The organism is Micromonospora sp. USAFONa4 (genome assembly GCF_057197825.1).
This window is the reverse complement of the sequence record NZ_CM170072.1, coordinates 1,417,699-1,440,227: the sequence shown is the minus strand read 5'-3', so window position 1 is coordinate 1,440,227 and position 22,529 is coordinate 1,417,699. Positions and strand designations below refer to the sequence as shown.

Genomic DNA, 22,529 nt, shown 5'->3' with positions numbered 1-22,529 from the left:
CGTTCATCGCATGCCGCCGGCCACCGTCTCGGCCATGGCCGCCCGCAGCGCGAAGCCCTGCGAGCCGCGGGCCGCCTGCGGCCACAGCGCGGGCAACTGCGTGCCGTGGTCGACGCCGATGACCCGCCAGCCGCTCTGCAACATGGCCAGCGCGGCGGCGCCGTGGGCGTGGTCGGCCTCGGCCCGGGCCTTGGCGGGCAGGTTGAGCCAGGTGGAGCTGTCGAGCAGGAAACCGACGCAGGTGGCGCCGTTGCCCCGCAGCCCGGCCAGCAGCTCGGCCTCGGCCGTGCTCACCGAGCCGAACAGGCCGATGATCAGGCCGCCGTCCGACCGTTGCCGGACCCGCTGCACCAGCGTGGTCAACTCGCCGTTCTTGTCGAGCCGGACCTCGGCGAGGTGGTCGAGGAGCACCCCGTCGCCGGCCGCCTCGGACGCGTCCACGTCCGCGCCGGAACCGGTGACCAGGCGCAGCTTGTAGCCGGCCTGCCGCAGGTGCACCGCGATGCTGGCCGCGGCGGAGACCGCCCACTCGAAGGAGGCCGTCGGCCCGTCGCCGCGGTGGCCGTACGCGCGGGTGTCCAGCACGACGGTGGCCCGGCTCTCCCAGGGCTGCTCCTCCCGGCGCACCATCAGCTCGCCCGTGCGCGCGGTGGACTTCCAGTGCACCCGGCGCAGGTCGTCGCCCATCCGGTACTCCCGGGTGGCGGCGTCGTCCTCGCCGTGCACCGCCACCGAGCGGGCCCGGCTGTCGCCGCTGCCGGCGTACTCGCCGGGCAAACGCACCGAGGGCAGCGGCGTGACCTGCGGGATGACGGTCAGATGATCGGTGCTCGGGAAGGCGCGGCTCAGCTCGCACAACCCGAACGGGTCGGTCATCCGGACCACCAGCGGGCCCACCTCGTAGCGGCCACGCACGTCGGCGCGCACCGTGTAGGCCACCGAGCTGGCCTGGTGGGCGCCGAGCCGCTCCAGCACCACCCGGGGCCGGCTGCCCAGCGCGTACGGCAGCCGGTCCTCCAGCAGCAGGGTGCCGGTGGGCAGGCGGGACATGTTCTGCAACCGCAGCACCACCCGGGAGCTGGCCCCGACGGGCACCCGGTGCGGGTCCAGCGACCGGTTGCAGGCCAGCTTGTAGCGGCTGCGCCCGACGTAGGCCGCGGCGAGCAGCGGCAGGACGGCCAGCAGCACGGCCACCCGGAGCAGGTCCTTCTCGCCGAGGATGCCGGCCGAGACCGCCGCCGCGACCGCGGCCGCCACGAACGAACGGCCGCGGGTGGTCAGGCCGCGCAGCCCGTCGCGCACGTCACCGCCTCCGCGGCTCGTACGTGGCTCGGCCGTTGCCCTCGCCCGTGGGGCGGGTGTCGTACGGGGAGCGCCCGCGGTCGTGCGGCAGCGGCAGCCGGTGCACCAGCTCGGAGACGATCGCGTCGGTCGTACGCCGGGCGAGCTGGGCGTCGGCGGTGGGAATGATCCGGTGCGCGAGCACCGGCACGGCCAGCACCTGGAGGTCGTCGGGCAGGACGTAGTCGCGCCCCTCCAGGGCGGCCACCGCGCGGGCGGTGCGCAGGAGCTGGAGGGTCGCCCGCGGGGAGGCGCCCAGCCGCAGGTCGGCGGCCTCGCGGGTGGCGGTGACCAGGTCGATCGCGTACTGCTTCACGGCGTCGGCGACGTGCACCTGCCGGACGTGGCCGATCAGCTGCCGCACGGTGTTGGCGTCGGCGACCGGACGCAGCTCGTCCAGCGGGTCCGTCGCGCCGTGCCCGTCGAGCATCGCCAGCTCGGCGCTCGGGTCCGGGTAGCCCATCGCGATGCGGGCGGTGAACCGGTCGCGCTGCGCCTCGGGGAGGGGATAGGTGCCCTCCATCTCGATCGGGTTCTGGGTCGCGACGACCATGAACGGCGTCTGGAGGTGGTAGGTGACGCCGTCGACGGTGACCTGGCGCTCCTCCATGCACTCCAGCAGCGCCGACTGCGTCTTCGGCGAGGCGCGGTTGATCTCGTCGCCGACGACCAGGTTGGCGAAGACCGCACCGGGGCGGAACTCGAAGTCGTGCGTCTCCTGGTTGTAGACGCTGACCCCCGTGACGTCGCTGGGCAGCAGGTCGGGGGTGAACTGGATGCGGCGCACGGAGCAGTCGATCGACCGGGCCATGGCCTTGGCGAGCTTGGTCTTGCCGACCCCGGGCACGTCCTCGATGAGCAGGTGGCCCTCGGCGAGCAGGACGGCCAGGGCGAGCCGCACGGTGGCGGTCTTACCCTCGATGACCTGCTCGATGTTGGACACGATGGCTTCGCTGGCGGCACGGAACTCGTCGTGCGGCAACACGCCGCCCACCTCGTCCCAGGTCTGTTGTGTCACGGGCCTCCTCCTCGTCGCCGGACGGCAGCTCTGTATAGAGCACCTGGACCCGCCGTAGGGTTCGCGACGCCGAGCCTCGTCTGCCGCAGAAATCTCACTGGTCTCTCAGGCTAACCATGTTTGTCGCCGTCGCCGACCCCCGCAGGTAGACGGCCGGTTACGCACCGAACATTCGCCGGGTCGGGGGAACGGACCGTCGCTCCCGGTGCCGGTGATGATCACGAAGGGCTGCCCCGGCGCGTACGTCCGCGGTCGCCGTCCCGACCTGTGGCGGCGGGCGACGTGCGGGACGGGACGGCGGGGTACACTCCCGGGCATGGCCGGATTCTTCCTGCTTCTTACCGGGCCGTGCTGATGCGCTGACGCGCGACAGCACGGCGGCCCCTCCTGCGCGAGGGGCTTTTTTGTGCCCTCCGCCGGACGCCCCGGCGATCGGCACCCGGCACCGGCGCCGGCCCCTCGGGCGGCGCGGCGCCGGCGGCGGGCAGACCCGAGCCAGACCGACATGACCGCGCCGAGCGAGGTCAGCACCCAGCCCGGCCGTGGCGTGGCCGGCGGCGACGAGCGAAGCGAGGAGACGCCATGAGTGAGGCAGCACCGGCCGACATTCCCCCGTTCCGGTACACCGCGGCCCTGGCCGAGGAGATCGAACAGCGCTGGCAGGACGCCTGGGCGCGGGAGGGGACGTTCCACGCCCCGAACCCGACCGGCCCGCTGGCCGACCCCGGTCACCCGCGCGCCGGGGCGGAGAAGCTGTACGTCCTGGACATGTTCCCGTACCCGTCGGGCGCGGGCCTGCACGTCGGCCACCCCCTGGGCTACATCGGCACCGACTGCTTCGCCCGTTACCAGCGGATGGCGGGGCGCAACGTGCTGCACGCCATGGGCTTCGACGCGTTCGGCCTGCCCGCCGAGCAGTACGCGGTGCAGACCGGCACCCATCCGCGGACCACGACCGTGGCCAACATCGAGCGCTACAAGGCGCAGCTGCGCCGGCTGGGCCTGGCCCACGACGAGCGCCGCTCGGTGGCCACCATCGACACCGACTTCTACCGCTGGACGCAGTGGATCTTCCTGCAGGTCTTCAACTCCTGGTACGACACCGGGGCGAAGCGGGCCCGCCCGATCGCCGAGCTGATCGCCGAGTTCGAGGGTGGCAACCGGCCCACGCCCGACGGAAGGCCGTGGGCGGAGCTGTCCGTCGCCGAGCGCCGGGGGATCGTCGACGAGCACCGGCTGGCGTACGTCTCGCAGGCGCCGGTCAACTGGTGCCCGGGGCTGGGCACCGTGCTGGCCAACGAGGAGGTCACCGCCGACGGCCGCTCCGAGCGCGGCAACTTCCCGGTCTTCAAGCGCAACCTGAAGCAGTGGATGATGCGGATCACCGCGTACGGCGACCGGCTGCTGGACGACCTGGACACGCTGGACTGGCCCGAGCCGATCAAGCTGATGCAGCGCAACTGGATCGGCCGCTCCACGGGCGCGCACATCGACTTCCCGACCGCCGTCGCGCCGATCCGGGTGTTCACCACCCGGCCGGACACCGTCTTCGGCGCCACCTACATGGTGCTGGCCCCCGAGCACGAGCTGGTCGACGCGCTGGCGCCGGCGGCCTGGCCCGAGGGGACGAAGGACGCGTGGACCGGCGGGCACGCCAACCCGCGCGCGGCCGTGGAGGCGTACCGCAAGGCGGCGGCGGCCAAGACCGACGTCGAGCGGCAGGCCGACACGAAGGAGAAGACCGGCGTCTTCGTCGGGGCGTACGCCACCAACCCGGTCACCGGTGGGCAGGTCCCGGTCTTCGTCGCCGACTACGTGCTGGCCGGCTACGGCACCGGTGCGATCATGGCGGTGCCCGGCCAGGACGAGCGGGACTGGGCGTTCGCCGAGGTCTTCGACCTGCCGATCGTGCGTACCGTGCAGCCGGCGGAGGGCTTCGACGGCAAGGCGTACACCGGGGACGGCCCGGCGGTCAACAGCGCCGCGCCCGAGCGCGGCCTGGACCTGAACGGCCTGGGGGTGGCCGAGGCGAAGGCCCGGATCATCGAGTGGCTGGAGGCCAACGGGCACGGCACGGGCGCGGTGACCTACCGGCTGCGCGACTGGCTGTTCTCCCGGCAGCGCTACTGGGGTGAGCCGTTCCCGATCGTGTACGACGAGACCGGTGCGGCCATCGCCCTGCCGGAGGAGATGCTGCCGGTCGAGCTGCCCGAGGTGGACGACTTCTCGCCGCGCACCTTCGACCCGGAGGACGCCGCCAGCAATCCGGAGACCCCGCTGTCGCGCCGGCGCGACTGGGTCGAGGTGGAGCTGGACCTGGGCGACGGCCCGAAGCGTTACACCCGCGAGACCAACGTGATGCCGCAGTGGGCCGGCTCGTGCTGGTACGAGCTGCGCTACCTGGACCCGACGAACTCCGAGCGCTTCGTCGACGCGGAGAACGAGGCGTACTGGATGGGGCCGCGCGGCGAGGGCGACTGCGGGGGCACCGACCTGTACGTCGGCGGCGCCGAGCACGCCGTGCTGCACCTGCTGTACGCGCGGTTCTGGCACAAGGTGCTGTACGACCTGGGGCACGTCTCGTCGTTCGAGCCGTTCCGCAAGCTGTTCAACCAGGGCTACATCCAGGCGTACGCGTACACCGACGCCCGGGGCGCCTACGTGCCGGCCGAGGAGGTCACCGAGCGCGACGGCGGCTTCTACCTGGGCGACACCCAGGTCAACCGCGAGTACGGCAAGATGGGCAAGTCCCTGAAGAACGTGGTCACGCCGGACGAGATGTGCGCCGCGTACGGGGCGGACACGTTCCGCGTCTACGAGATGTCGATGGGCCCGCTGGAGGTCTCCCGTCCGTGGGAGACCCGGGCGGTCGTCGGGTCGTACCGGTTCCTGCAACGGGTCTGGCGGGCGGTCGTCGACGAGCAGACCGGCGCGCTGCGGGTCACCGACGCGCCCGCCGACGAGGCGACCCGGCGGCTGCTGCACAAGGTGGTCGACGGGGTCCGCGGCGACATGGAGGCGATCCGGTTCAACACCGCGATCGCCAAGCTGATCGAGCTGACCAACGGGCTGACCCGGCTGGCGGAGACCCCGCGCGAGGTGGCCGAGCCGCTGGTGCTGATGCTGGCGCCGTTCGCCCCGCACGTCGCCGAGGAGCTGTGGCGCCGGCTGGGGCACGACACCTCCCTGACGTACGCGGACTTCCCGACCGCCGACCCCGCGCTGCTGGTGGCCGAGACGGTGACGTACCCGGTGCAGATCAACGGCAAGGTGCGGGGCCGCGTCGAGGTCCCCGCCGACGCGTCCGAGGAGACCGTCCGCGCGGCGGCCCTGGAGGCGGTCGCACCCTCGCTGGCCGGCAAGGAACCCCGCAAGGTCATCGTGATCAAGGGCCGCATGGTCTCCGTGGTGGCCTGACCCCGCGCTGTGCCGAAGTCGTCGATCATGCAGTTGTGGTGGGGGACAAGGTCCCCGGGCCGGGATGAGCCGGGCACCACGACTGCATGATCGACGCGCCGGGTGGGGTGGGTCAGGGGTCGCGGCGGTGGGTCAGGGTGATCGCCGCCAGGGTGGCGGCGGCGGACCAGGCGGCCAGGGTGAGCCAGGAGCCGGTGACGGTGGCCGGGTACGGGTCCGGGTTGAGGACGTCGGGATGCACCTCGATCAGTCGTAGCCAGGCGGTCAGCGGCAGGGCGTTGTACGCCTCGGCGATCCACCGGTGCTCGTCGCTGTCCACCGCCATCGGCACCAGCACGAGCACCGCCGTCGCGGCGGCCACCGCACCGGCGGCGTGCCGGGTGAGCGCGCCCAGACCCAGCCCGACCAGTGCGCACACGGGCACGAGCACGGCGCTCGCCACGACGGCGCGCAGCACCCCCGGCTCGCCGATCGACCAGCCGGCGTCCCGGTCGGCGAGGATCGTCTGGGACACCCAGAACGACGTCGCCGCGGTGACCGTGCCGAAGACGAGCATTACCCCGGCCAGTACGGCGGCCTTCGCCGCGACCAGCGCGCGACGGGCGGGAACGGCGGCGAACGTGGCCCGGATCAGCCCGCTCTGGTGCTCGCCGACGATCGTCAGGGCGCCGATGGTGGCCGAGGCGAGGATCAGCACCAGGTAGCCGACCTCGGGGAAGGCGTCGCGCACCGGCCCGTACAGGTGGAACATCTCCCGGCGCCCCTGCGGGTATCCCGGCCAGTTCCGGTGGTCGGCGAGGCTGGCGTTGACGCTGACCCCGACCACGAAGAGGAAGACCAGCGGCAGCGTCCAGCGGGTCGAGCGCAGCGACCAGAGTTTGATCCACTCGGCGGCCAGCAGGTCGCGGAACCGGGCCGGCGCCCCGGTCACGGTCGGCCGGCGGGTCGGCTGGGTCACGGCGGTCATCGGGTCCCCTCCCCGGCGAGATACTCGACGCTGTCGGCGGTGAGTGCCATGAAGGCCTCCTCCAGCGAGGCGGTATGGGCGGTCAGTTCGTGCAGCCCGACGCCGTGGGCGAGCGCGAGGTCGCCGATCCGCGCGGCCGTCAGGCCGGTCACGACGAGCGCCCCGGCGTCGTCCGGGCGGACGTGCGCGCCCTCGGCCGTGAGCACCGCGGACAGGGTCGCCGGGTCGGGCGTACGGACGGTCACGTCGGCCCGGGTGCTCCCGGCGGCGAACTCGGCGAGGCCCTGCTCGGCGATCAGCCGCCCCCGGCCGATCACCACGAGCCGGTCGACGCAGTTCTGCATCTCGCTCATCAGGTGGCTGGAGACGAAGACCGTGCGCCCCTCGGCCGCCAGCCGCCGGAACAGGTCCCGTACCCAGCGCACCCCCTCCGGGTCGAGGCCGTTGAAGGGCTCGTCGAAGAGCAGGACGGGCGGGTCCCCGAGCAGCGCGGCGGCGATCCCGAGCCGCTGCCGCATGCCGAGCGAGAAGCCGCCGATGCGCCGCCGGGCGACGGCCGACAGCCCCACCTCCCGCAGCACCTCGTCGACCCGGGCGCGCCCTATGCCGTTGCTGCGGGCCAGGGCCGACAGGTGTGCGACGGCGCTGCGCCCGCCGTGCACGTCCCCGGCGTCGAGCAACGCGCCGGCGTGGCGCAGCCCGCGTGGCCGGTCGGCGAAGCGGACCCCGTCCACCGTGACGGTGCCGCTGGTCGGCGCGGTGAGCCCGATGATCATCCGCAGCGTGGTGGACTTGCCGGCCCCGTTGGGGCCAAGGAACCCCGTCACGTGGCCGGGGCGCACGGTCAGGGTGAGGTCGTCGACGGCCGTCGTGCGGCCGTACCGTCTCGTCAGGGACTGAAGTTCGATCACTCCACCCACGCTGCCGGGCGGCGGGCGGCGGGGCGTCGCCCCGGCGGCCACACCCGGCGGCCGGACACCCGCCCGGGGCGTACGCCCGTGGGCCGATGCCCGGGCGGTGGCCGGCTGGCTACCGTGGGCGGATGGACGCCACCGTGCCGCTGCCGCGCCGCGCCGCGTCGCTGGCGCGGGCGGTCCTGCCCTGGGTGGGCGTCGCGCTGCTGCCCGTCACCGTGCTGCTCGCCCCGGCCGTCGCGTCGAGCCGGGGCGGCGTGGGGTTCGGCGACTGGTGGATCTCCGAGCGCTACCTGGTGCCGCTGCTGGCCGTGGTCCCGCCCGCCGGCCTGCTGCGCCGCCGCCCGGTGCTCGCCCTGGCCCTGATGGTCGTCGCGGCGTGCGTGGTCACCGCCGCCGTCAACGTTCCGGAGGGCGGCTACCTGACCGACATCTGGTACGCGCAGTTCCTGGCCATCGACCTGGTGGTGGGGCTGATCGCGGCGAGGAGGTCGCGCCGCGTCTCGGTGCCGGTGGCCGTCGCGGTGCTCGTCGTGCAGATCACCGCTGGCTTCGTGAACCCCGCCAGCGACCCCATCAACCGGGCCACGCTCGCCGTGCTGGCGGTCGTCACCGCGTGGACGGTCGGCAACTCCGTGCGGGCCCGGCGCGGCTACGCGGAGGCGCTCCGCTCGCACGCCGCCGCCGAGGCGGTCACCGCCGAGCGGCTGCGCATCGCCCGCGAGCTGCACGACATGGTCGCCCACAGCATCGGGGTGATCGCCATCCAGGCCGGCGTGGGCGCCCGGGTCATCGACACCCAGCCGGCCCAGGCCCGCGCCGCGCTCGCCACCATCGAGGCGACCAGCCGCGACACCCTGGCCGGCCTGCGGCGTACGCTCGGCGCGCTGCGCCGCCCGCAGTCGGAGTCTGCGTCGCTGGACCCGACGCCGGGGCTGGACGATCTCGACCGACTGGTCGCGGCTGCCGCCGACGCGGGGGTGCGGGTCGACCTGCGGCGGTCCGGCGAGCGGCGGCCCGTCCCGGCCGAGGTCGACCTCGCCGCGTTCCGGATCGTGCAGGAGGCGCTCACCAACGTGGTACGGCACGCGGGCACCGACCAGTGCCGGGTCACCGTCACGCACGGCCCCGACGAGGTGGCCGTGGAGGTCGTCGACGAGGGTCGGGGCGCCCGGGTCGGCGGTGAGGGGCACGGAATCCTCGGCATGCGCGAACGGGTCGCTCTGCTGGAGGGCCGGTTCCACGCCGGGCCCCGCCCCGAGGGCGGCTTCCGGGTGGCGGCGTGGCTACCGGCACCCCCCGCAGCGACGGCGGCACCGGCAGCGTTGGCGCCACCGGCAGCGCCGGCAGCACACGTGGCGACGGAGTCGGTCGGAGCGCGGGCCGGGGAGGCGGACCGGTGAGCGTCCGGGTGCTGCTCGTCGACGACCAGCCACTGGTCCGCGCCGGCCTGCGGGTGCTCATCGCCGACGCCCCCGACATCGACGTCGTCGGCGAGGCGGGTACGGGGACCGAGGCGGTGCGGCTGACCCGCGAGGTCGTGCCGGACGTGGTGCTGATGGACCTGCGGATGCCCGGCATGGACGGCATCCAGGCCACCCGCGCGATCACCGCGCACGGCGGCGCCACCCGCGTCCTCGTGCTCACCACCTTCGACGACGACGAGCACGTGCACGCCGCGCTGCGCGCCGGCGCGAGCGGGTTCCTGGTCAAGGACATGGCGCTGGACGACATCCTCGGCGCGGTCCGGGTGGTCGCCGCCGGGGACGCGCTGATCGCCCCCGGGGTCACCCGCCGGCTGATCGCCGAGTTCGCCCGCCGGCCGACCCCCGCCGCCCCGACCCGGGCCCTCGACGGCGTCACCGAGCGGGAACGCGAGGTGCTGACGCTCGTCGGCCGGGGCCTGTCCAACGGCGAGATCGCCGCCGAGCTGGTGATCAGCGCGGCCACCGCCAAGGCGCACGTGGCCCGGCTGTTCAGCAAGCTGGGCGCCCGCGACCGGGTGCACCTCGTCATCGCCGCCTACGAGGCCGGGCTGGTCTCCCCGGCGGGGTGAGGCGCGCGACCGGGCGCGCTTGGGGCGCTCAGCGCAGCGCGGCCGCCACCACCGGGCGGTTCCCGGCCAGCCAGTCATGCCAGCGGCGCACCGTGTCGGCGATCCCCGCGTCGCGGAGCCGGCACATGGCCGGATCGCCCCGCTCCGCGCCGGCCGCGATCCCGCGCCAGGTCCCGTCGATCTGGGCGAGCATCACGTCGACCAGTTCGGCGCGGGGCAGCGCGGGCGACCCCGGGCCGGCCGCGTCGTAGGCGTCGCAGAGCAGCCGTGCGCGCCGGCCCAGCTCCGCAGGGTCGGCCCCCGGCCCCGCCGCCGCCCAGTGCCAGGCGGCGAAGGCGACGTCCTCGACCCGCCGGCCGGGCGCGGCCAGGTCCCAGTCGATCAGCGCCACGGGCAGCGGGCCGGCCGGAGAGTCCCGGTACACCGTGTTCTTGGGGGACAGGTCGCGGTGGCAGACCGTCTCGGCGTCCCCGGCCAGCGGGCTGCCCGCGCAGGCGTCGTGCAGCCGCCGGACCAACTCGGCCAGCCGGGTCAGCGCCGGGTCGGCGAAGTACGCCGGATCCTCCCTGTCCCGCCACGGCACCCGGCCGTCGACGTGGCTGAGCACCTGCCGACCCTGCTCGTCCGTGCCGAGGTGGCGGGGCGCGACGTCCGCGCCCACCCGCTCCAGGTGCCGCAGCAGCGCGGCGACGAACCCGGCGTTCTCCGGCGGCGTACGCCGGACGGTGTCGCCGACCCGGACCACCTCGGCGATGAAGCCGCCCCGCAGCCGCTCCTCGGTGGCGGTCGGGTCGACGGGACCGGTGGCGGGCGAGTCGACGCGACCGACGACGGGCGGGTCGACGCGGCCGGTGGCGCCGGTCGGCTGCCGCCCCTCGTGTTCCGGCCCCGTGCCCCCGCCCGCTCCGGGTGACCGGCCGCGCACCGCCGGCCTCAGCTCGGCCCGAGCCGGCGCTGCCGCTCGGCGCGCCACCAGCGGTGGATCAGCACGACGCTGGCGATCAGGCCGAGCGCGGCCGGCGCGACGCCGAACCAGTTGACGTCGCCCGGGGAGGTGACCGTCGCACCCACCGCCGCGTAGCCGAACGCGGTGGGCGCGGAGGCGATCACGCTGCCGGCGAGGAACGGCAGCACCCGGGCGCCGGTGGTGCCGTAGCCGTAGCTGACCAGCCCGAAGCCGGCGATCGGCAGCAGCCGTACGGTGACCACGCCGAGGACGCTCTGGCGGGCGAACCAGCCGTCCAACCGGGCCAGCCGGCCGCGTACCCGCTCGGCGACGAAGTCCCGCCCGAGCAGGCGGCCGACCGTGAAGCCCAGCGCCGCCGCGAGCAGGGCGGCGCCCAGCGCGTACGTGGCGCCCTCCAGCGCACCGAAGATCGCGCCCGAGGCGAGCGTGATGAAGGTCCGGGGGACCAGCGCGACCAGCAGCAGCGCCCCGCCGAGGACCGCCGCCACGGGGGCGAGGCCGCCCAGCCGGTCGGCCAGCCCGGGCAGTTCCCGCGCCTCGGGCAGGTCGACGACGAGCAGCACCGCCCCGAAGATGGCGAGCAGGAGCAGCAGCAGGGCGAACCGGACGGCCGACGGCTGCCGCAGCAGCCGCCGGACGGCCAGGATCATGCCCGGGCGGCGGCGGCCACCGCGGTGCGGCGCTCGGCGCGCAGCCGGTCCGACCAGGTGTCGTCGAGCGGCGGGAGCTGGTGCGCGCCGGTGGCCCAGCGCAGCAGCAGGTCCGCCAGGGCGGGATTGCGGGCGAGGGCCGGGCCGTGCGAATACGTGCCGAGCAGCTTGCCCCGCCACGCCCCCTCGGTGGCGCCGTCGTTGCCGACCCCGGCGGTGACCCGGGCCAGCGGGGAGACCCCGGGGCCGAGGTGGGTGCGCCCGCCGTGGTTCTCGAACCCGGTCAGCGCCGGCACGCCCAGTCGCGGGTCGATCTCGCCGGCCAGCTCGCCGACGGCGCGGGTCGGCCCCCGGTCGGAGGAGAGGTCGAGCAGCTCCAGCCCGGCGCAGAGGGTGCCCTTGGCGAAGAAGGAGGTGCCGAGGAGCTGGTAGCCGGCGCAGACCCCGAACACGACCGATCCCTGGGCGACCGCCCGGTGCAGGCCGCCGTCGGCGAGCAGCCGCTGCGCGCCGAGCGCCTGCGGGCCGTCCTCGCCGCCGCCGATGAGGTAGATGTCGGCGGTGGAGGGGAGGCGCTGGTCGGAACGCACCTCCAGCACCTCGACCGGGAATCCGCGCTGCCGCGCCCGGCGGGCGAGGATCAGGGCGTTGCCCCGGTCGCCGTAGGTGGAGAGCAGGTCGGGGTAGATCCAGACGATGCGCAGGCTCTCAGTTGACACGGTCCAACTCCGCTCGGATGTCCTGGAACGCGGTGTAGTTCGCGATGACCTCCAGGCGCCCCGGGGGCACCGACCGGACGGCGTCGTCGAACGTCCGCACATGCTGGAAGGGCACGTCGTTGACCTCGAGCCGGACCGCGAGGTCGTACGCGCGGTCCCCGGTGATCAGCACCTGCCGGCCCCGTAGGGGGGCGAAGTCGACGTCGAAGAGCCACGAGGTGTCCAGCCCGTCGGGGTCCCGGGCGTTGATGGAGAGCAGCGTCGGGGCGACGTCGGCCATGTCGAAGGCCTCCAGCCAGCTGGCCGGGTTCTTCGCCAGCAGCAGCCGGATGTTGCGACCGTCCCGGTCGACCTGCGCGTAGCGGCCCGCGACGGAGGTCACGCTGCCGAGCTGGAGCACCGCGTCCACGGGCCGGACGCCGAACTCGGCGGCGACGGCCAGCGCGGTCGCGGCGTTGCCGACGTTGACCTTGCCCGGGAGCTGGAGTTTGACCTTGTGCCAGGCACCGGTCGGGTCGAGCACGCCGTCGTCCTCCACCGTCCACTGCGGCTGGGGCCGGCGCAGCGGGCAGCCGCTGCACCACCACTGGTCGCCGGAGCGCTGGATGGTGGAGCCGCACTCGGGGCAGACCCAGGAGTCGTCGTGCCAGCGTTGCCCGGCGCTGAACCAGGTGACCTGCGGCGGGGCGATGCGGTGGTCGTGGTTGGGCGGCGGGGTCGCAGCCCACACCACCATCGGGTCGTCGGCGTTGGCGACGACGCGGACGTCGGTGTGCCGGACCAGCGCGGCGCGCCAGAGCTGCGCCATCATGGCGACCTCCTTGGCCCGGTCGAGCTGGTCGCGGGAGAGGTTGAGCAGCGCCACCACGTGCGGCTCGGTGGCGTCCAGCACCTGGGCGAGGTAGTGCTCGTCCACCTCCAGCACCGCGTAGGGCGTGCTGCCGGCCTTGGCGAGCGCCGAGGTGTGCCCCGTCGGCATGTTGGCGCCGAACGAGTTGGTGGCGACGCGGCCGAGCACCCCGACCGCCGCCGCGGTGAGCCGGGTGGTGGTGGTCTTGCCGTTGGTGCCGGAGATCAGGGCGATGGCGCGCCCGGCCGACAGGTGGGCAAGCAGGTCCGGGTCGATCTTCAGGCCGATCCAGCCGCCGATCACCGAGCCGTCACCGCGCCCCGCGGCCCGCGACAGCGCCGCGGCGGTCCGCGACACCGAGCTTGCCACCTTTGCCCGCAGGGGCATCTTCGCGTCCGTCACCCGAGCGAGGTTACCGGACCGGCGACCCCGCCAGATCGCCGCCGACGGTGAACCGTTCGGCCGGGGTCCTCCGGCGGGGTGGTCGGGACGCGCTCAGCCGGACGGAGTCGATCTATGTCGGAAAGCGGACCGGCCCGGCGGGCCCCGCGGCCCTCCACTCCGCTCCACCCCCGTTGACGTGCGGTTTTGCGCGCCGAAAGGCCGCGCCACGCGGGCGATTCTGGTTGCGGGTGGAGGGAAGTGGAGTAGAGTGGGGCGCAGTGGTGAGGCCGGGAGGGCCCACCGGCCCGGGGGGTCAGCGGCGCCGCGAACGCCGCTCAAGGGCGAGGGGGTTGGGCCGATGTTCCTCGGCACCCACACCCCGCGCCTGGACGACAAAGGCCGGTTGATCCTCCCGGCGAAGTTCCGGGACGAGCTGGCGGGGGGTGTCGTGATCACCAAAGGGCAGGATCGCTGCCTCTACGCCTTCCCGATGCCCGAGTTCCAGCGGATCGCGGAGCAGTTGCGCGCGCAACCGATGACGAACAAGGCGGCCCGAGCCTACAGCCGGGTCTTCTTCGCCAGCGCGCACGACGAGGTGCCCGACAAGCAGGGCCGGGTGACGATCCCGGCCCACCTGCGGGACTACGCCGCCCTCGACCGGGATCTGGTCGTGATCGGCGCGAGCACCCGGGTGGAGATCTGGGACAAGGCTGCCTGGGAGACCTACCTCGCGGAGAGCGAAGACGACTTCGCCGACATCGAGGAGGGGGTGCTGCCCGGCGGTCTGTAGGGCGTGACGGCGCCCGACGTACTGCGAGATCTCCACCCGCTTTCGAGTTCCTGGCACCCCTTCCCCGGTGCCAGGCGCACGATCCGATCGGAGGGCCGCGGCCTCCGGCGGGCGGGAGCGGATGGGGATCTGGCGGTACGACGGCACGGCGTCGTCCGACGACAGACGCGTGAAGGACGAAGGTTTCACACCAGTGGGGGTCGACATGGGGGAGCTACGCGGCACGCACGTGCCGGTGCTGCTCGAGCGGTGTCTCGAGTTGCTGGCCCCCGCGCTGGGCCGGGGCGGGCGGACGGTCCACGTCGACGCGACGCTGGGTCTGGCCGGGCACGCCGAGGCGGTGCTCGAGGCGCATCCGGAGACGGTGCTGATCGGGCTGGACCGGGACACCGAGGCGCTCGCTCACGCACGCGTCCGGCTGGCCCGCTTCGCCGACCGCGTCCACCTGGAGCACGCCGTCTACGACGAGCTGCCGGAGGTGCTCGGTCGGCTGGGTTACCCGGCGATCGACGGCATCCTGTTCGACCTGGGCGTCTCCTCCCTGCAACTCGACGCACCCGACCGCGGGTTCGCCTACGCGCAGGACGCCCCGCTGGACATGCGGATGGACCAGACCCGGGGGGTGACCGCCGAGGAGGTGGTCAACACGTACGCCCATCCGGACCTGGCCCGCGTGCTGCGGGTCTACGGCGAGGAGAAGTTCGCGGGCCGGATCGCCTCGGCGATCATCCGCGAGCGGGAGCGGGCCCGGATCACCTCGTCGGCGCGGCTGGCCGAACTGGTCAGGGAGTCCATTCCGGCACCCGCCCGACGAACCGGGGGACACCCGGCCAAGAGAACGTTTCAGGCTTTACGGATCGAGGTAAACAAGGAACTGGCAGCGCTGGAGACGGCGCTGCCGGCCGCGCTCGACAAGCTCAACGTGGGCGGCCGCATGGTGGTCCTGTCCTACCACTCGCTGGAGGACCGGCTCACCAAGGCGGCGCTCAGCGACCGGGTCCGCAGCAAGGGCCCGGTCGACCTCCCGGTCGAACTGCCCGGGTCCGGTCCGACGTTCCGGCTGCTCAGCCGGGGCGCCGAACTGCCCGGGGAGGCGGAGGTCGCCGCGAACCCGCGGGCCGCGTCAGTGCGGCTGCGGGCCGCGGAGCGACTCGACCCGGACGCGGCACAGCAGGGCGGCACCGACCGCGAACGGTACCGCCGGCGGGTCAAGGCCATGCACCAACCAGGGGCGGGGTCTCCCGGATCCGACACGGATCCGGCGGACCCCGGGGGACGGGACAGGGACGGACGAAGAGGGGGAGGGACATGACTATTGACAAGCGCGACCGCCGGGACATCGCCGGCGGCGGGCAGCGCGCACCGCGGTCGGGGGGCCGGACCGCGGCGGAGCGGGCCACGCGCATCGGTACCGGCACGCCGCGGGCGGACCGCGCGAACCGGCAGGGGGAGACTCGCGCCCGGGGGGCGCGCGAGTTCCCGACCCAGGGCAGCGCCGCGCTGCGGCCGGCCGAGCGGGACAACGCCGGCACGGCCCGTCCGCCCCGGCTGCGGGTGGCGCCGCCGCCGCCGGTGAAGGTGCCGCGGGCGCCCTTCGCCGCCCTGGTGCTGGTGCTGGTGGTCGGCGGGGTGCTCGGCATCCTGGCGGTCAACACAAAGATCAACGAGAACGCCTTCCGGCTGGAGAAGCTCCAGGAGCAGCAGGCCAAGCTCGACGTGGAGCAGCAGCAGCTCAACAAGGAGATCGCCGACGCGGAGGCCCCGGGCAACCTGGAGGCCCGGGCCCGCCAGCTCGGTCTGGTGGAGGCGGGCGAGCCGGCCTACATCCGGCTGCCCGACGGCAAGGTCATCGGCGTGCCGCAGCCCGCCGGGGGCAAGCCCTCGATCACCAGCCAGCAGGGCGCGGGAGGCTGACGACCGTGCCGCCGAGATCGGAGGAACCGCGCCGGGACGCCACAGGCTCCCGGCGCGGTTCGTCGCGTAACGGGGGCCGGGGCGGCGAGCCGCGCTCCGGCGAGCCGGGGGTCGGTGGCATCTCCGACGCCCGGGCGTACACCCCGCGCGGTCGCACCGTGCGCGAGCAGCGCGCTGGCGGTCGCGCCGAGCGGGAGGCCGACGCCGGCCCCGCCGAGCAGCGCCGGACGCCACGCAGCACGCGCTCCGGCGACCCGTTCCGCCCCGCCCTCCAGGTCCTCGACGGCGGGCGCGCCGGCGCCGGCCGGGCCGGCCGGCGGGAGGCGGCGGGCCGCTCCGGCGTCGTCCGCACCGTCACGCCGCGCACCCCGCGCCACGACGACGAGCCGGCGGCGCCGCGCCGCCGCGCCGCCCCGCGCCCCGCCCGCCGGCCGGACCGTCCCGCCGCCCGGCGGCCGTCGCGCAAACCGCCGAAGCCGCCCCGGCTGGCCGATCCCCGTCGCCGGCTGCGGCTCGGCACCGTGCTCACCCTGACGCTCTTCGCCGTCATCGGCATCCGGCTGGTGGCCCTCCAGGCCGTGGAGACTCCGGCGTACGCCGGCGGTGGTCTCGCCGACCGGCTGCGCACCGTCACGCTGCCGGCGGCGCGCGGCGCCATCTACGACCGGTCCGGCGCCCCGCTGGCGCACAGCGTCGAGGCGCGCTACGTCTACGCCGACCCCACCCAGGTCAAGGACCAGCAGGCCACCGCCAGGGCGCTGTCCCCGCTGCTCGGCATGCCGGCCTCGGAGCTGGCGGAGAAGATGAAGCCCCGCAAGCGGGTCAACGGCGTCGACTCGCAGTTCGAATACCTGGCCCGTGGGGTGGACATCGACCGGGCCCGGAAGATCACGGCGCTGGAGCTGCCCGGCATCTACACCCACCGCGACGAGCGGCGCGAGGTGCCCGGCGGCGACCTCGCGGCCAACCTGCTCGGCTTCACCAGCCAGGACATGGTCGGGCTGGAAGGGCTGGAGGCCCGCTACGACGACGTGCTGCGCGGCAAGGACGGCAAGCGGGTCTACGAGGTCGGCCTCGGCGACCTCGCCGCGCCGATCCCCGGCGGCTACAGCGAGACGACGAAGGCCAAGCCGGGCAGCTCGCTCCAGCTCACCATCGACCGCGACCTGCAGTTCATGGTGCAGCGGATGCTGAGCCGGCACATGGCGCAGAGCAAGGGCAGCACCGGCGCCGCCGTGGTGATCGAGATCCCCTCCGGCGAGGTGCTGGCCCAGGCCAGCCACCCCACCTACAACGCGGCGAAGCCCACGCCGAGCGACCCGAAGGACCGCGAGGACGCGGCCACCAGCTTCGTGGTCGACCCCGGCTCGGTGCACAAGGCGATCACCTTCGGCGCCGCGCTCCAGGAACGCGTGATCACCCCCGACACCACGCTGCCCATCGCCAACAGCATCAAGATGGGCGACACCTGGTTCAACGACACGCACAAGGCGCACGGAAAGCGGATGAGCCTGCCCGGCATGATGGCGTACTCGTCCAACGTCGGCACCATCCAGATCGCCGACAAGCTCGGCCCGGAGCGGCTCATCGACTACCAGAAGCGCTTCGGCCTCGGGGAACCGACGCGGGTGGGCATGCCCGGCGAGGCCAGCGGTCGGCTGCTGCCGCTCGACGAGTGGAGCGGGTCGTCGTACGGGTCGGTGCCGATCGGGCACAGCGTCGACGCCACGCCGCTGCAGATGGCCGCCGTCTACGCGACGATCGCCAACAACGGCACGTACGTGCAGCCGCGCCTGGTCAAGGAGGTGATCGGGCCGGACGGGAAGCGTACGCCGACCGACCCTCCGGTCACCCGGTCGGTGCTCAGCCCGGAGAACGCCGCCGCGCTGCGGACCATCCTGGAGGCGGTCACCACGGTCGAGGACGCCACCGGCAGGGCCGCGGCGATCCCCGAGTGGCGGGTCGCCGGCAAGACTGGCACCGGCTGGCGGCTGGTCGACGGGCACAAGCAGCTCGGCGAGGTGGCCTCGTTCATCGGGATGGCCCCGGCCGAGAAGCCGCGCTACGTGATCGCGGTCTTCGCGCACACCCCCTCCGGTGGGGGCGGGGACATCGCGGCCCCCGCGTTCCGGGACATGATGCAGTTCACGCTGCGTCACTACGGGGTGCCGCCGAGTGGGGAGAAGGCCCCGAAGTTCACGGTCTATCCGCGTTGAGCGGCCACGCCGCGACATCATCGGTGAGTGCGGACGAACCACCGGGGCGGCAGTGCGGCCGGAACCGGACGACCGGGTAGGGTCTGACGCCGTGCCCGGCAATCCTCGTCCCCGTACCGTGATCGGTGTCCGGCTCGGCGACCTCGCCGCCCGGCTCGCCGTCGAGCCCCCGGAGGGCGCCGCCGAGCTGGTGGTGACCGGGGTGACCCACGCCAGCCAGGAGGTCCGCCCCGGCGACCTGTACGCGGCCCTGCCGGGCGCCCGCCGGCACGGGGCGGAGTTCGCCGCCGGTGCGGCGGCCGCCGGCGCGGTGGCCGTGCTGACCGACCCGGCGGGCGCCGACGCGGCGGCCGAGGCGGGCCTGCCGGCGCTGGTGGTGTCCGACCCGCGCGCCGCGCTGGGCACCCTCGCCGCGGCCGTCTACGGCGACCCGACCGAGGGACTGACGGTGATCGGGGTGACCGGGACGGCCGGCAAGACCTCGACGGCCTACCTGGTCGAGTCCGGCCTGCGCGCCGCCGGCCACACCACCGGACTGATCGGCACCGTCGAGACCCGCCTCGGCGACCTGGCGATCGACAGCGTGCGCACCACGCCCGAGGCCACCGACCTGCACGCCATGCTGGCCGCCGCCCGCGAGCGCGGCGTCACCGCCGTGGTCATGGAGGTCTCCAGCCACGCCCTGGCGATGGGCCGGGTCGGCGGCGTCCGGTTCACCGTCGGCGGCTACACCAACTTCGGCTCCGACCACCTGGACTTCCACGCCGACACGGCGGACTACTTCGCCGCGAAGGCGCAGCTGTTCGACGGGCGCTGCGCGGTCGAGGTGCTCAACCACGACGACCCGGCGCTGAAGTCGCTGTACCGCCCGACGACGGTCACCTACTCGGCGGCCGGCGACCCGGGCGCCACCTGGTGGGCCGACGAGGTCGGCGGCGAGGGCTACGCGCAGCGGTTCACCGCGCACGGCCCCGACGGGCTGACCCTGGCGGCCGGCGTGGCGCTGCCGGGCCGGCACAACGTGGCCAACGCCCTGCTGGCCATCGCCGTGCTGGTCGCCGCCGGGGTGGACCCGGAGACCGCCGCCGCCGGGGTCGCCGCGTGCGGCGGGGTCCCCGGCCGGCTGGAGCTGGTGAACGCCCCCGGCCCGGTCCGGGGCGTGGTCGACTACGCGCACAAGGCGGACGCGATCGTCGCCGCGCTGGCGGCGCTGCGGGAGCTCAGCGCGGGCCGACTGATCTGCGTGATCGGTGCCGGCGGGGACCGGGACCGGGGCAAGCGGCCGGTGATGGGCGCCGCCGCGGCGGAGGGAGCCGACGTGGTGCTGGTGACCGACGACAACCCGCGCACCGAGGACCCGGCGGCGATCCGGGCCGAGGTGCTCGCCGGCGCCCGGCGCGCCGGCACGACGGCCCGCGTCGAGGAGGTGGCCGACCGCCGGACGGCGATCGACGCGGCGGTCCGGCTGGCCGAGCCGGGCGACGTGGTCGCGGTGCTCGGCAAGGGCCACGAGCGCGGGCAGGAGATCGGTGGCGAGGTGCACCCGTTCGACGACCGCACCGAGCTGGCCGACGCGCTGCGCGCCCGCTTCGCCGACCCGGCGGGTCAGCGGTGATCCCGCTCAGCCTGGCCGAGGTCGCCTCGGCGGTCGACGGGCGGCTGGCCGGCGCCGACCCGCAGGCCCGGGTCACCGGCCCGGTCGAGTTCGACTCGCGCAAGGTGTGCCCCGGTGCGCTCTTCGTCGCCTTCCCGGGCGAGAAGGTGGACGGGCACGACTACGCCGCCGGCGCGGTGGCGGCCGGCGCGGTGGCCGTACTCGGCACCCGGGAGGTGCCCGGCGTGCCGATGGTGCTTGTCGACGACGCGCTGGCGGCCATGGGCCGGCTGGCCCGTGCGGTGGTCGACCGGCTGCCCGGGCTCACCGTCGTCGGGTTGACCGGCTCGTCGGGCAAGACCACCACCAAGGACCTGATCGCGCAGCTCACCGCGCGGCTCGGCCCGACCGTCGCCCCGCCCGGGTCGTTCAACAACGAGCTGGGGCACCCGTACACGGCGTTGCAGGCCGGGCCCGAGACCCGCTACCTGGTCATGGAGAAGGGCGCCCGGGGGGTGGGACACGTGCGCTACCTCTGCGACGTGGTGCCGCCCCGGATCTCCGTGGTGCTCAACGTCGGGGTGGCGCACATCGGCGAGTTCGGCTCGGTGGAGACGATCGCGCTGGCCAAGGGCGAACTGGTCGAGGCGCTGCCCGCCGACGGCCTGGCCGTGCTGAACGCCGACGACCCGCTGGTCGACGCGATGGCCTCGCGTACGGTCGCCCGGGTCGTCCGCTACGGCGAGGCGGCGCACGCCGACGTGCGGGCCGAGGACGTGACGCTGGACGACCGGGGACGGCCCGCGTACACCCTGGTCACCCCGGAGGGGACCGCGCCGGTGCGGCTCGGGCTGACCGGCCGGCACCAGGTGTCCAACTCGCTCGCCGCCGCCGCGGTGGCCCGTGAGCTGGGCATGCCGCTGGCCGAGCTGGCCATCGCGCTGGGCGCCATGGGGCTGGTCTCCACCCGTCGGATGGACGTCTTCGAACGCGCCGACGGGGTGACCGTGATCGACGACTCGTACAACGCCAACCCCGCCTCGATGGCGGTCGCGCTGCGCGCGCTGACCGGCATCGGGCGGGAGCGGCGCACCGTCGCGGTGCTGGGCTACATGGCCGAGCTGGGTCCCTTCGAACGCGACGGGCACGCCGAGGTCGGCCGGCTCGCGGCCGAACTGGGCGTCGACCGGCTGCTCGTGGTGGGCGAGCCGGCCGCGCCGATCCACGAAGGCGCGACATCGGTAGGTGACTGGGGAGGAGAGTCGGTGCTGCTCACCGATCAGGCGGCGGCCGTCGAGGTGCTGCGGAGCGAACTACGGCCGGGCGACGTCGTCCTGGTGAAGGGCTCCCGGTACCGCACCTGGGAGGTGGCCGACGCGCTGCGCGCGGACGCCGCCGGCAACGGATCCGATCCGACGGCGACGGGGGGCGGCGCCGCATGAGGGCGGTCATCGTCGCCATCGGGGTGGCCTTCCTGGTCTCGCTGCTCGCCACCCCGATCGCGATCAAGGTGTTCGCCCGGCTGAAGGCCGGCCAGCCGATCCGATCGAACCTCGGGCTCGCCAGCAACGAGGGCAAGAAGGGCACGCCGACGATGGGCGGCGTGGTGTTCATCCTGGCCACGGTCATCGCGTACGTGGCCGGGCACCTGGCGCTGACGACCCTGCCGGACGCGCAGATCGCCCAGGTCGAGCCGACGATCACCGCGCTGGTGCTGCTGGGGCTGATGGTCTTCTCCGGCGCGGTCGGCTTCATCGACGACTTCCTCAAGGTACGCAAGCGGCACAGCGGCGGGCTCAACAAGCGGGGCAAGCTGCTCGGCCAGATCCTGGTCGGCGCGGTCTTCGGCGTGGTGGCGCTCTACTTCCCGAGCACCATGACCGACGCCTCGGGCGCGGAGACCAACACCGAGACCGTGGGCAGCACGACGCTCAGCTTCATCCGGGACATTCCGGCGCTCGACCTCACCAAGATCGGCGCGGTGGTTCTCTTCATCTTCGTGGTGATGGCCGCGACCAACGGCGTCAACCTCACCGACGGCCTCGACGGCCTGGCCACCGGCGCCTCGGTGATGGTCCTCGCGGCGTACGCGCTGATCGCGTTCTGGCAGTACCGGCACTGGTGCGCCGACCCGAACTACACCCAGGACTACTGCTACGCCGTCCGGGACCCGCTGGAGATCGCGCTGATCGCCGGCGCGGCGGCCGGGGCCTGCGTGGGCTTCCTGTGGTGGAACACCTCGCCGGCGCGGATCTTCATGGGCGACACGGGCGCGCTGGGCCTCGGCGGCCTGATCGCCGGCATGGCGATGTCCACCCGGACGATCCTGCTGCTGCCGATCATCGGTGGCCTCTTCGTGATCATCACGATGTCCGTGGTGATCCAGATCATCTCGTTCCGCACCACCGGCAAGCGGGTGTTCCGGATGTCGCCGTTGCAGCACCACTTCGAGCTCGCTGGGTGGAGCGAGGTCAACATCGTGGTCCGGTTCTGGATCATCGCCGGCATCGGCGTGGCCATCGCGCTGGGCCTGTTCTACAGCGAGTTCCTCGCGAACATGACCTGAGCCGGCCGGCAGTTCCCGCCGCGGGGCCCGGGCGCGCGTCGCCCGGGCCCCGCGGCGTGTCCATCCACCGCGACGGCGCACGCGCTCCGGCGCAAGCCCGACACGCCGACCGGGCGGTTGCGCCGGTGGCGACCCGGCGGAACCGCCATGATGGTCGGGTGGGGGA

Annotated in this window: 17 protein-coding genes and 1 pseudogene; 10 read left to right on the top strand and 8 right to left on the bottom strand. The window is 74.3% G+C overall.

Translation table 11 applies throughout. The annotated features are described in order from the left end of the window. Positions 1-3 precede the first annotated feature (3 nt). Both AC0OO9_RS05765 and AC0OO9_RS05760 read right to left on the bottom strand, forming a co-directional pair. Complete coding sequence (locus tag AC0OO9_RS05765; protein ID WP_357580148.1) at positions 4-1,302, bottom strand: DUF58 domain-containing protein; 1,299 nt, start codon at positions 1,300-1,302, stop codon at positions 4-6. Between the two features lies 1 nt (position 1,303). Then, positions 1,304-2,359: an AAA family ATPase gene (locus tag AC0OO9_RS05760; RefSeq protein WP_357580149.1), complete on the bottom strand. Its 1,056-nt coding sequence runs from the start codon at positions 2,357-2,359 to the stop codon at positions 1,304-1,306. Between the two features lie 582 nt (positions 2,360-2,941). Here AC0OO9_RS05760 and leuS point away from each other — a divergent pair. Continuing rightward, positions 2,942-5,776, top strand: coding sequence for a leucine--tRNA ligase (gene leuS / locus AC0OO9_RS05755; protein ID WP_484516107.1), 2,835 nt, complete (start codon positions 2,942-2,944; stop codon positions 5,774-5,776). 112 nt (positions 5,777-5,888) lie between these two features. On the opposite strand, the gene AC0OO9_RS05750 is transcribed toward leuS, so the two are convergent. Beyond that, positions 5,889-6,743: a hypothetical protein gene (locus AC0OO9_RS05750; RefSeq protein WP_484516105.1), complete on the bottom strand. Its 855-nt coding sequence runs from the start codon at positions 6,741-6,743 to the stop codon at positions 5,889-5,891. Then, the gene (locus AC0OO9_RS05745; RefSeq protein WP_484516104.1) at positions 6,740-7,654 is read right to left on the bottom strand and encodes an ABC transporter ATP-binding protein; all 915 of its coding nucleotides are present in this window, start codon (positions 7,652-7,654) and stop codon (positions 6,740-6,742) included. The genes AC0OO9_RS05750 and AC0OO9_RS05745 overlap by 4 nt, the downstream gene beginning before the upstream one ends. A gap of 131 nt (positions 7,655-7,785) precedes the next feature. Here AC0OO9_RS05745 and AC0OO9_RS05740 point away from each other — a divergent pair, with 131 nt between their 5' ends. Further along, on the top strand, positions 7,786-9,060 hold the full coding sequence (locus tag AC0OO9_RS05740) for a sensor histidine kinase (protein WP_484516102.1): 1,275 nt from the start codon (positions 7,786-7,788) through the stop codon (positions 9,058-9,060). Beyond that, positions 9,057-9,713: a response regulator gene (locus tag AC0OO9_RS05735; protein WP_484516100.1), complete on the top strand. Its 657-nt coding sequence runs from the start codon at positions 9,057-9,059 to the stop codon at positions 9,711-9,713. The genes AC0OO9_RS05740 and AC0OO9_RS05735 overlap by 4 nt, the downstream gene beginning before the upstream one ends. Before the next feature lie 28 nt (positions 9,714-9,741). Here the strand turns inward: AC0OO9_RS05735 and AC0OO9_RS05730 are convergent, their stop codons facing one another. From AC0OO9_RS05730 to AC0OO9_RS05715, 4 genes are read right to left on the bottom strand one after another with little or no spacing between them, the layout of a single operon-like run. Beyond that, entirely contained in the window at positions 9,742-10,638 is an 897-nt protein-coding gene (locus tag AC0OO9_RS05730; RefSeq protein ID WP_484516098.1) for a phosphotransferase, read from the bottom strand. A gap of 8 nt (positions 10,639-10,646) precedes the next feature. Next, entirely contained in the window at positions 10,647-11,330 is a 684-nt protein-coding gene (locus AC0OO9_RS05725; RefSeq protein ID WP_484516097.1) for a TVP38/TMEM64 family protein, read from the bottom strand. Continuing rightward, the gene (locus AC0OO9_RS05720) at positions 11,327-12,049 is read right to left on the bottom strand and encodes a type 1 glutamine amidotransferase (RefSeq protein ID WP_132236287.1); all 723 of its coding nucleotides are present in this window, start codon (positions 12,047-12,049) and stop codon (positions 11,327-11,329) included. The genes AC0OO9_RS05725 and AC0OO9_RS05720 overlap by 4 nt, the downstream gene beginning before the upstream one ends. After that, positions 12,039-13,286 (bottom strand): MurT ligase domain-containing protein, encoded by a 1,248-nt coding sequence (locus AC0OO9_RS05715; protein ID WP_484517863.1) that lies wholly within the window; start codon positions 13,284-13,286, stop codon positions 12,039-12,041. Before AC0OO9_RS05715 ends, AC0OO9_RS05720 begins: the two co-directional genes overlap by 11 nt. Positions 13,287-13,641: 355 nt before the next feature. Between AC0OO9_RS05715 and mraZ the strand changes: the two genes are divergently transcribed. The 7 genes and pseudogenes from mraZ to mraY all read left to right on the top strand — a co-directional run bounded on the left by mraZ (position 13,642) and on the right by mraY (position 22,363). Further along, positions 13,642-14,073 carry a division/cell wall cluster transcriptional repressor MraZ gene (mraZ, locus tag AC0OO9_RS05710; protein ID WP_132236289.1) on the top strand — a complete coding sequence of 144 codons (432 nt, stop codon included), beginning with the start codon at positions 13,642-13,644 and terminating at the stop codon, positions 14,071-14,073. A gap of 205 nt (positions 14,074-14,278) precedes the next feature. Next, positions 14,279-15,392, top strand: a pseudogene (gene rsmH / locus AC0OO9_RS05705) (16S rRNA (cytosine(1402)-N(4))-methyltransferase RsmH). After that, on the top strand, positions 15,382-15,987 hold the full coding sequence (gene ftsL / locus AC0OO9_RS05700) for a cell division protein FtsL (protein WP_484516095.1): 606 nt from the start codon (positions 15,382-15,384) through the stop codon (positions 15,985-15,987). Before rsmH ends, ftsL begins: the two are co-directional and overlap by 11 nt. Positions 15,988-15,992: 5 nt before the next feature. Next, positions 15,993-18,203 (top strand): peptidoglycan D,D-transpeptidase FtsI family protein, encoded by a 2,211-nt coding sequence (locus AC0OO9_RS05695; RefSeq protein WP_484516093.1) that lies wholly within the window; start codon positions 15,993-15,995, stop codon positions 18,201-18,203. A gap of 52 nt (positions 18,204-18,255) precedes the next feature. Then, a complete protein-coding gene (locus AC0OO9_RS05690) occupies positions 18,256-19,818 on the top strand; it encodes a UDP-N-acetylmuramoyl-L-alanyl-D-glutamate--2,6-diaminopimelate ligase (RefSeq protein WP_484516092.1) in 1,563 nt (520 codons plus the stop codon). Next, the gene (locus AC0OO9_RS05685) at positions 19,815-21,239 is read left to right on the top strand and encodes a UDP-N-acetylmuramoyl-tripeptide--D-alanyl-D-alanine ligase (protein WP_484516090.1); all 1,425 of its coding nucleotides are present in this window, start codon (positions 19,815-19,817) and stop codon (positions 21,237-21,239) included. Before AC0OO9_RS05690 ends, AC0OO9_RS05685 begins: the two co-directional genes overlap by 4 nt. Further along, on the top strand, positions 21,236-22,363 hold the full coding sequence (gene mraY, locus AC0OO9_RS05680; protein ID WP_132236299.1) for a phospho-N-acetylmuramoyl-pentapeptide-transferase: 1,128 nt from the start codon (positions 21,236-21,238) through the stop codon (positions 22,361-22,363). The genes AC0OO9_RS05685 and mraY overlap by 4 nt, the downstream gene beginning before the upstream one ends. Positions 22,364-22,529: the final 166 nt, after the last annotated feature.

Coding starts and splice junctions, on each gene's coding strand:
- leuS (WP_484516107.1), top strand. CDS start 2,942: ATGAGTGAGGCAGCACCGGCCGACATTCCCCCGTTCCGGTACACCGCG.
- AC0OO9_RS05750 (WP_484516105.1), bottom strand. CDS start 6,743: ATGACCGCCGTGACCCAGCCGACCCGCCGGCCGACCGTGACCGGGGCG.
- AC0OO9_RS05740 (WP_484516102.1), top strand. CDS start 7,786: ATGGACGCCACCGTGCCGCTGCCGCGCCGCGCCGCGTCGCTGGCGCGG.
- AC0OO9_RS05725 (WP_484516097.1), bottom strand. CDS start 11,330: ATGATCCTGGCCGTCCGGCGGCTGCTGCGGCAGCCGTCGGCCGTCCGG.
- AC0OO9_RS05715 (WP_484517863.1), bottom strand. CDS start 13,286: ATGCCCCTGCGGGCAAAGGTGGCAAGCTCGGTGTCGCGGACCGCCGCG.
- mraZ (WP_132236289.1), top strand. CDS start 13,642: ATGTTCCTCGGCACCCACACCCCGCGCCTGGACGACAAAGGCCGGTTG.
- ftsL (WP_484516095.1), top strand. CDS start 15,382: ATGACTATTGACAAGCGCGACCGCCGGGACATCGCCGGCGGCGGGCAG.
- mraY (WP_132236299.1), top strand. CDS start 21,236: ATGAGGGCGGTCATCGTCGCCATCGGGGTGGCCTTCCTGGTCTCGCTG.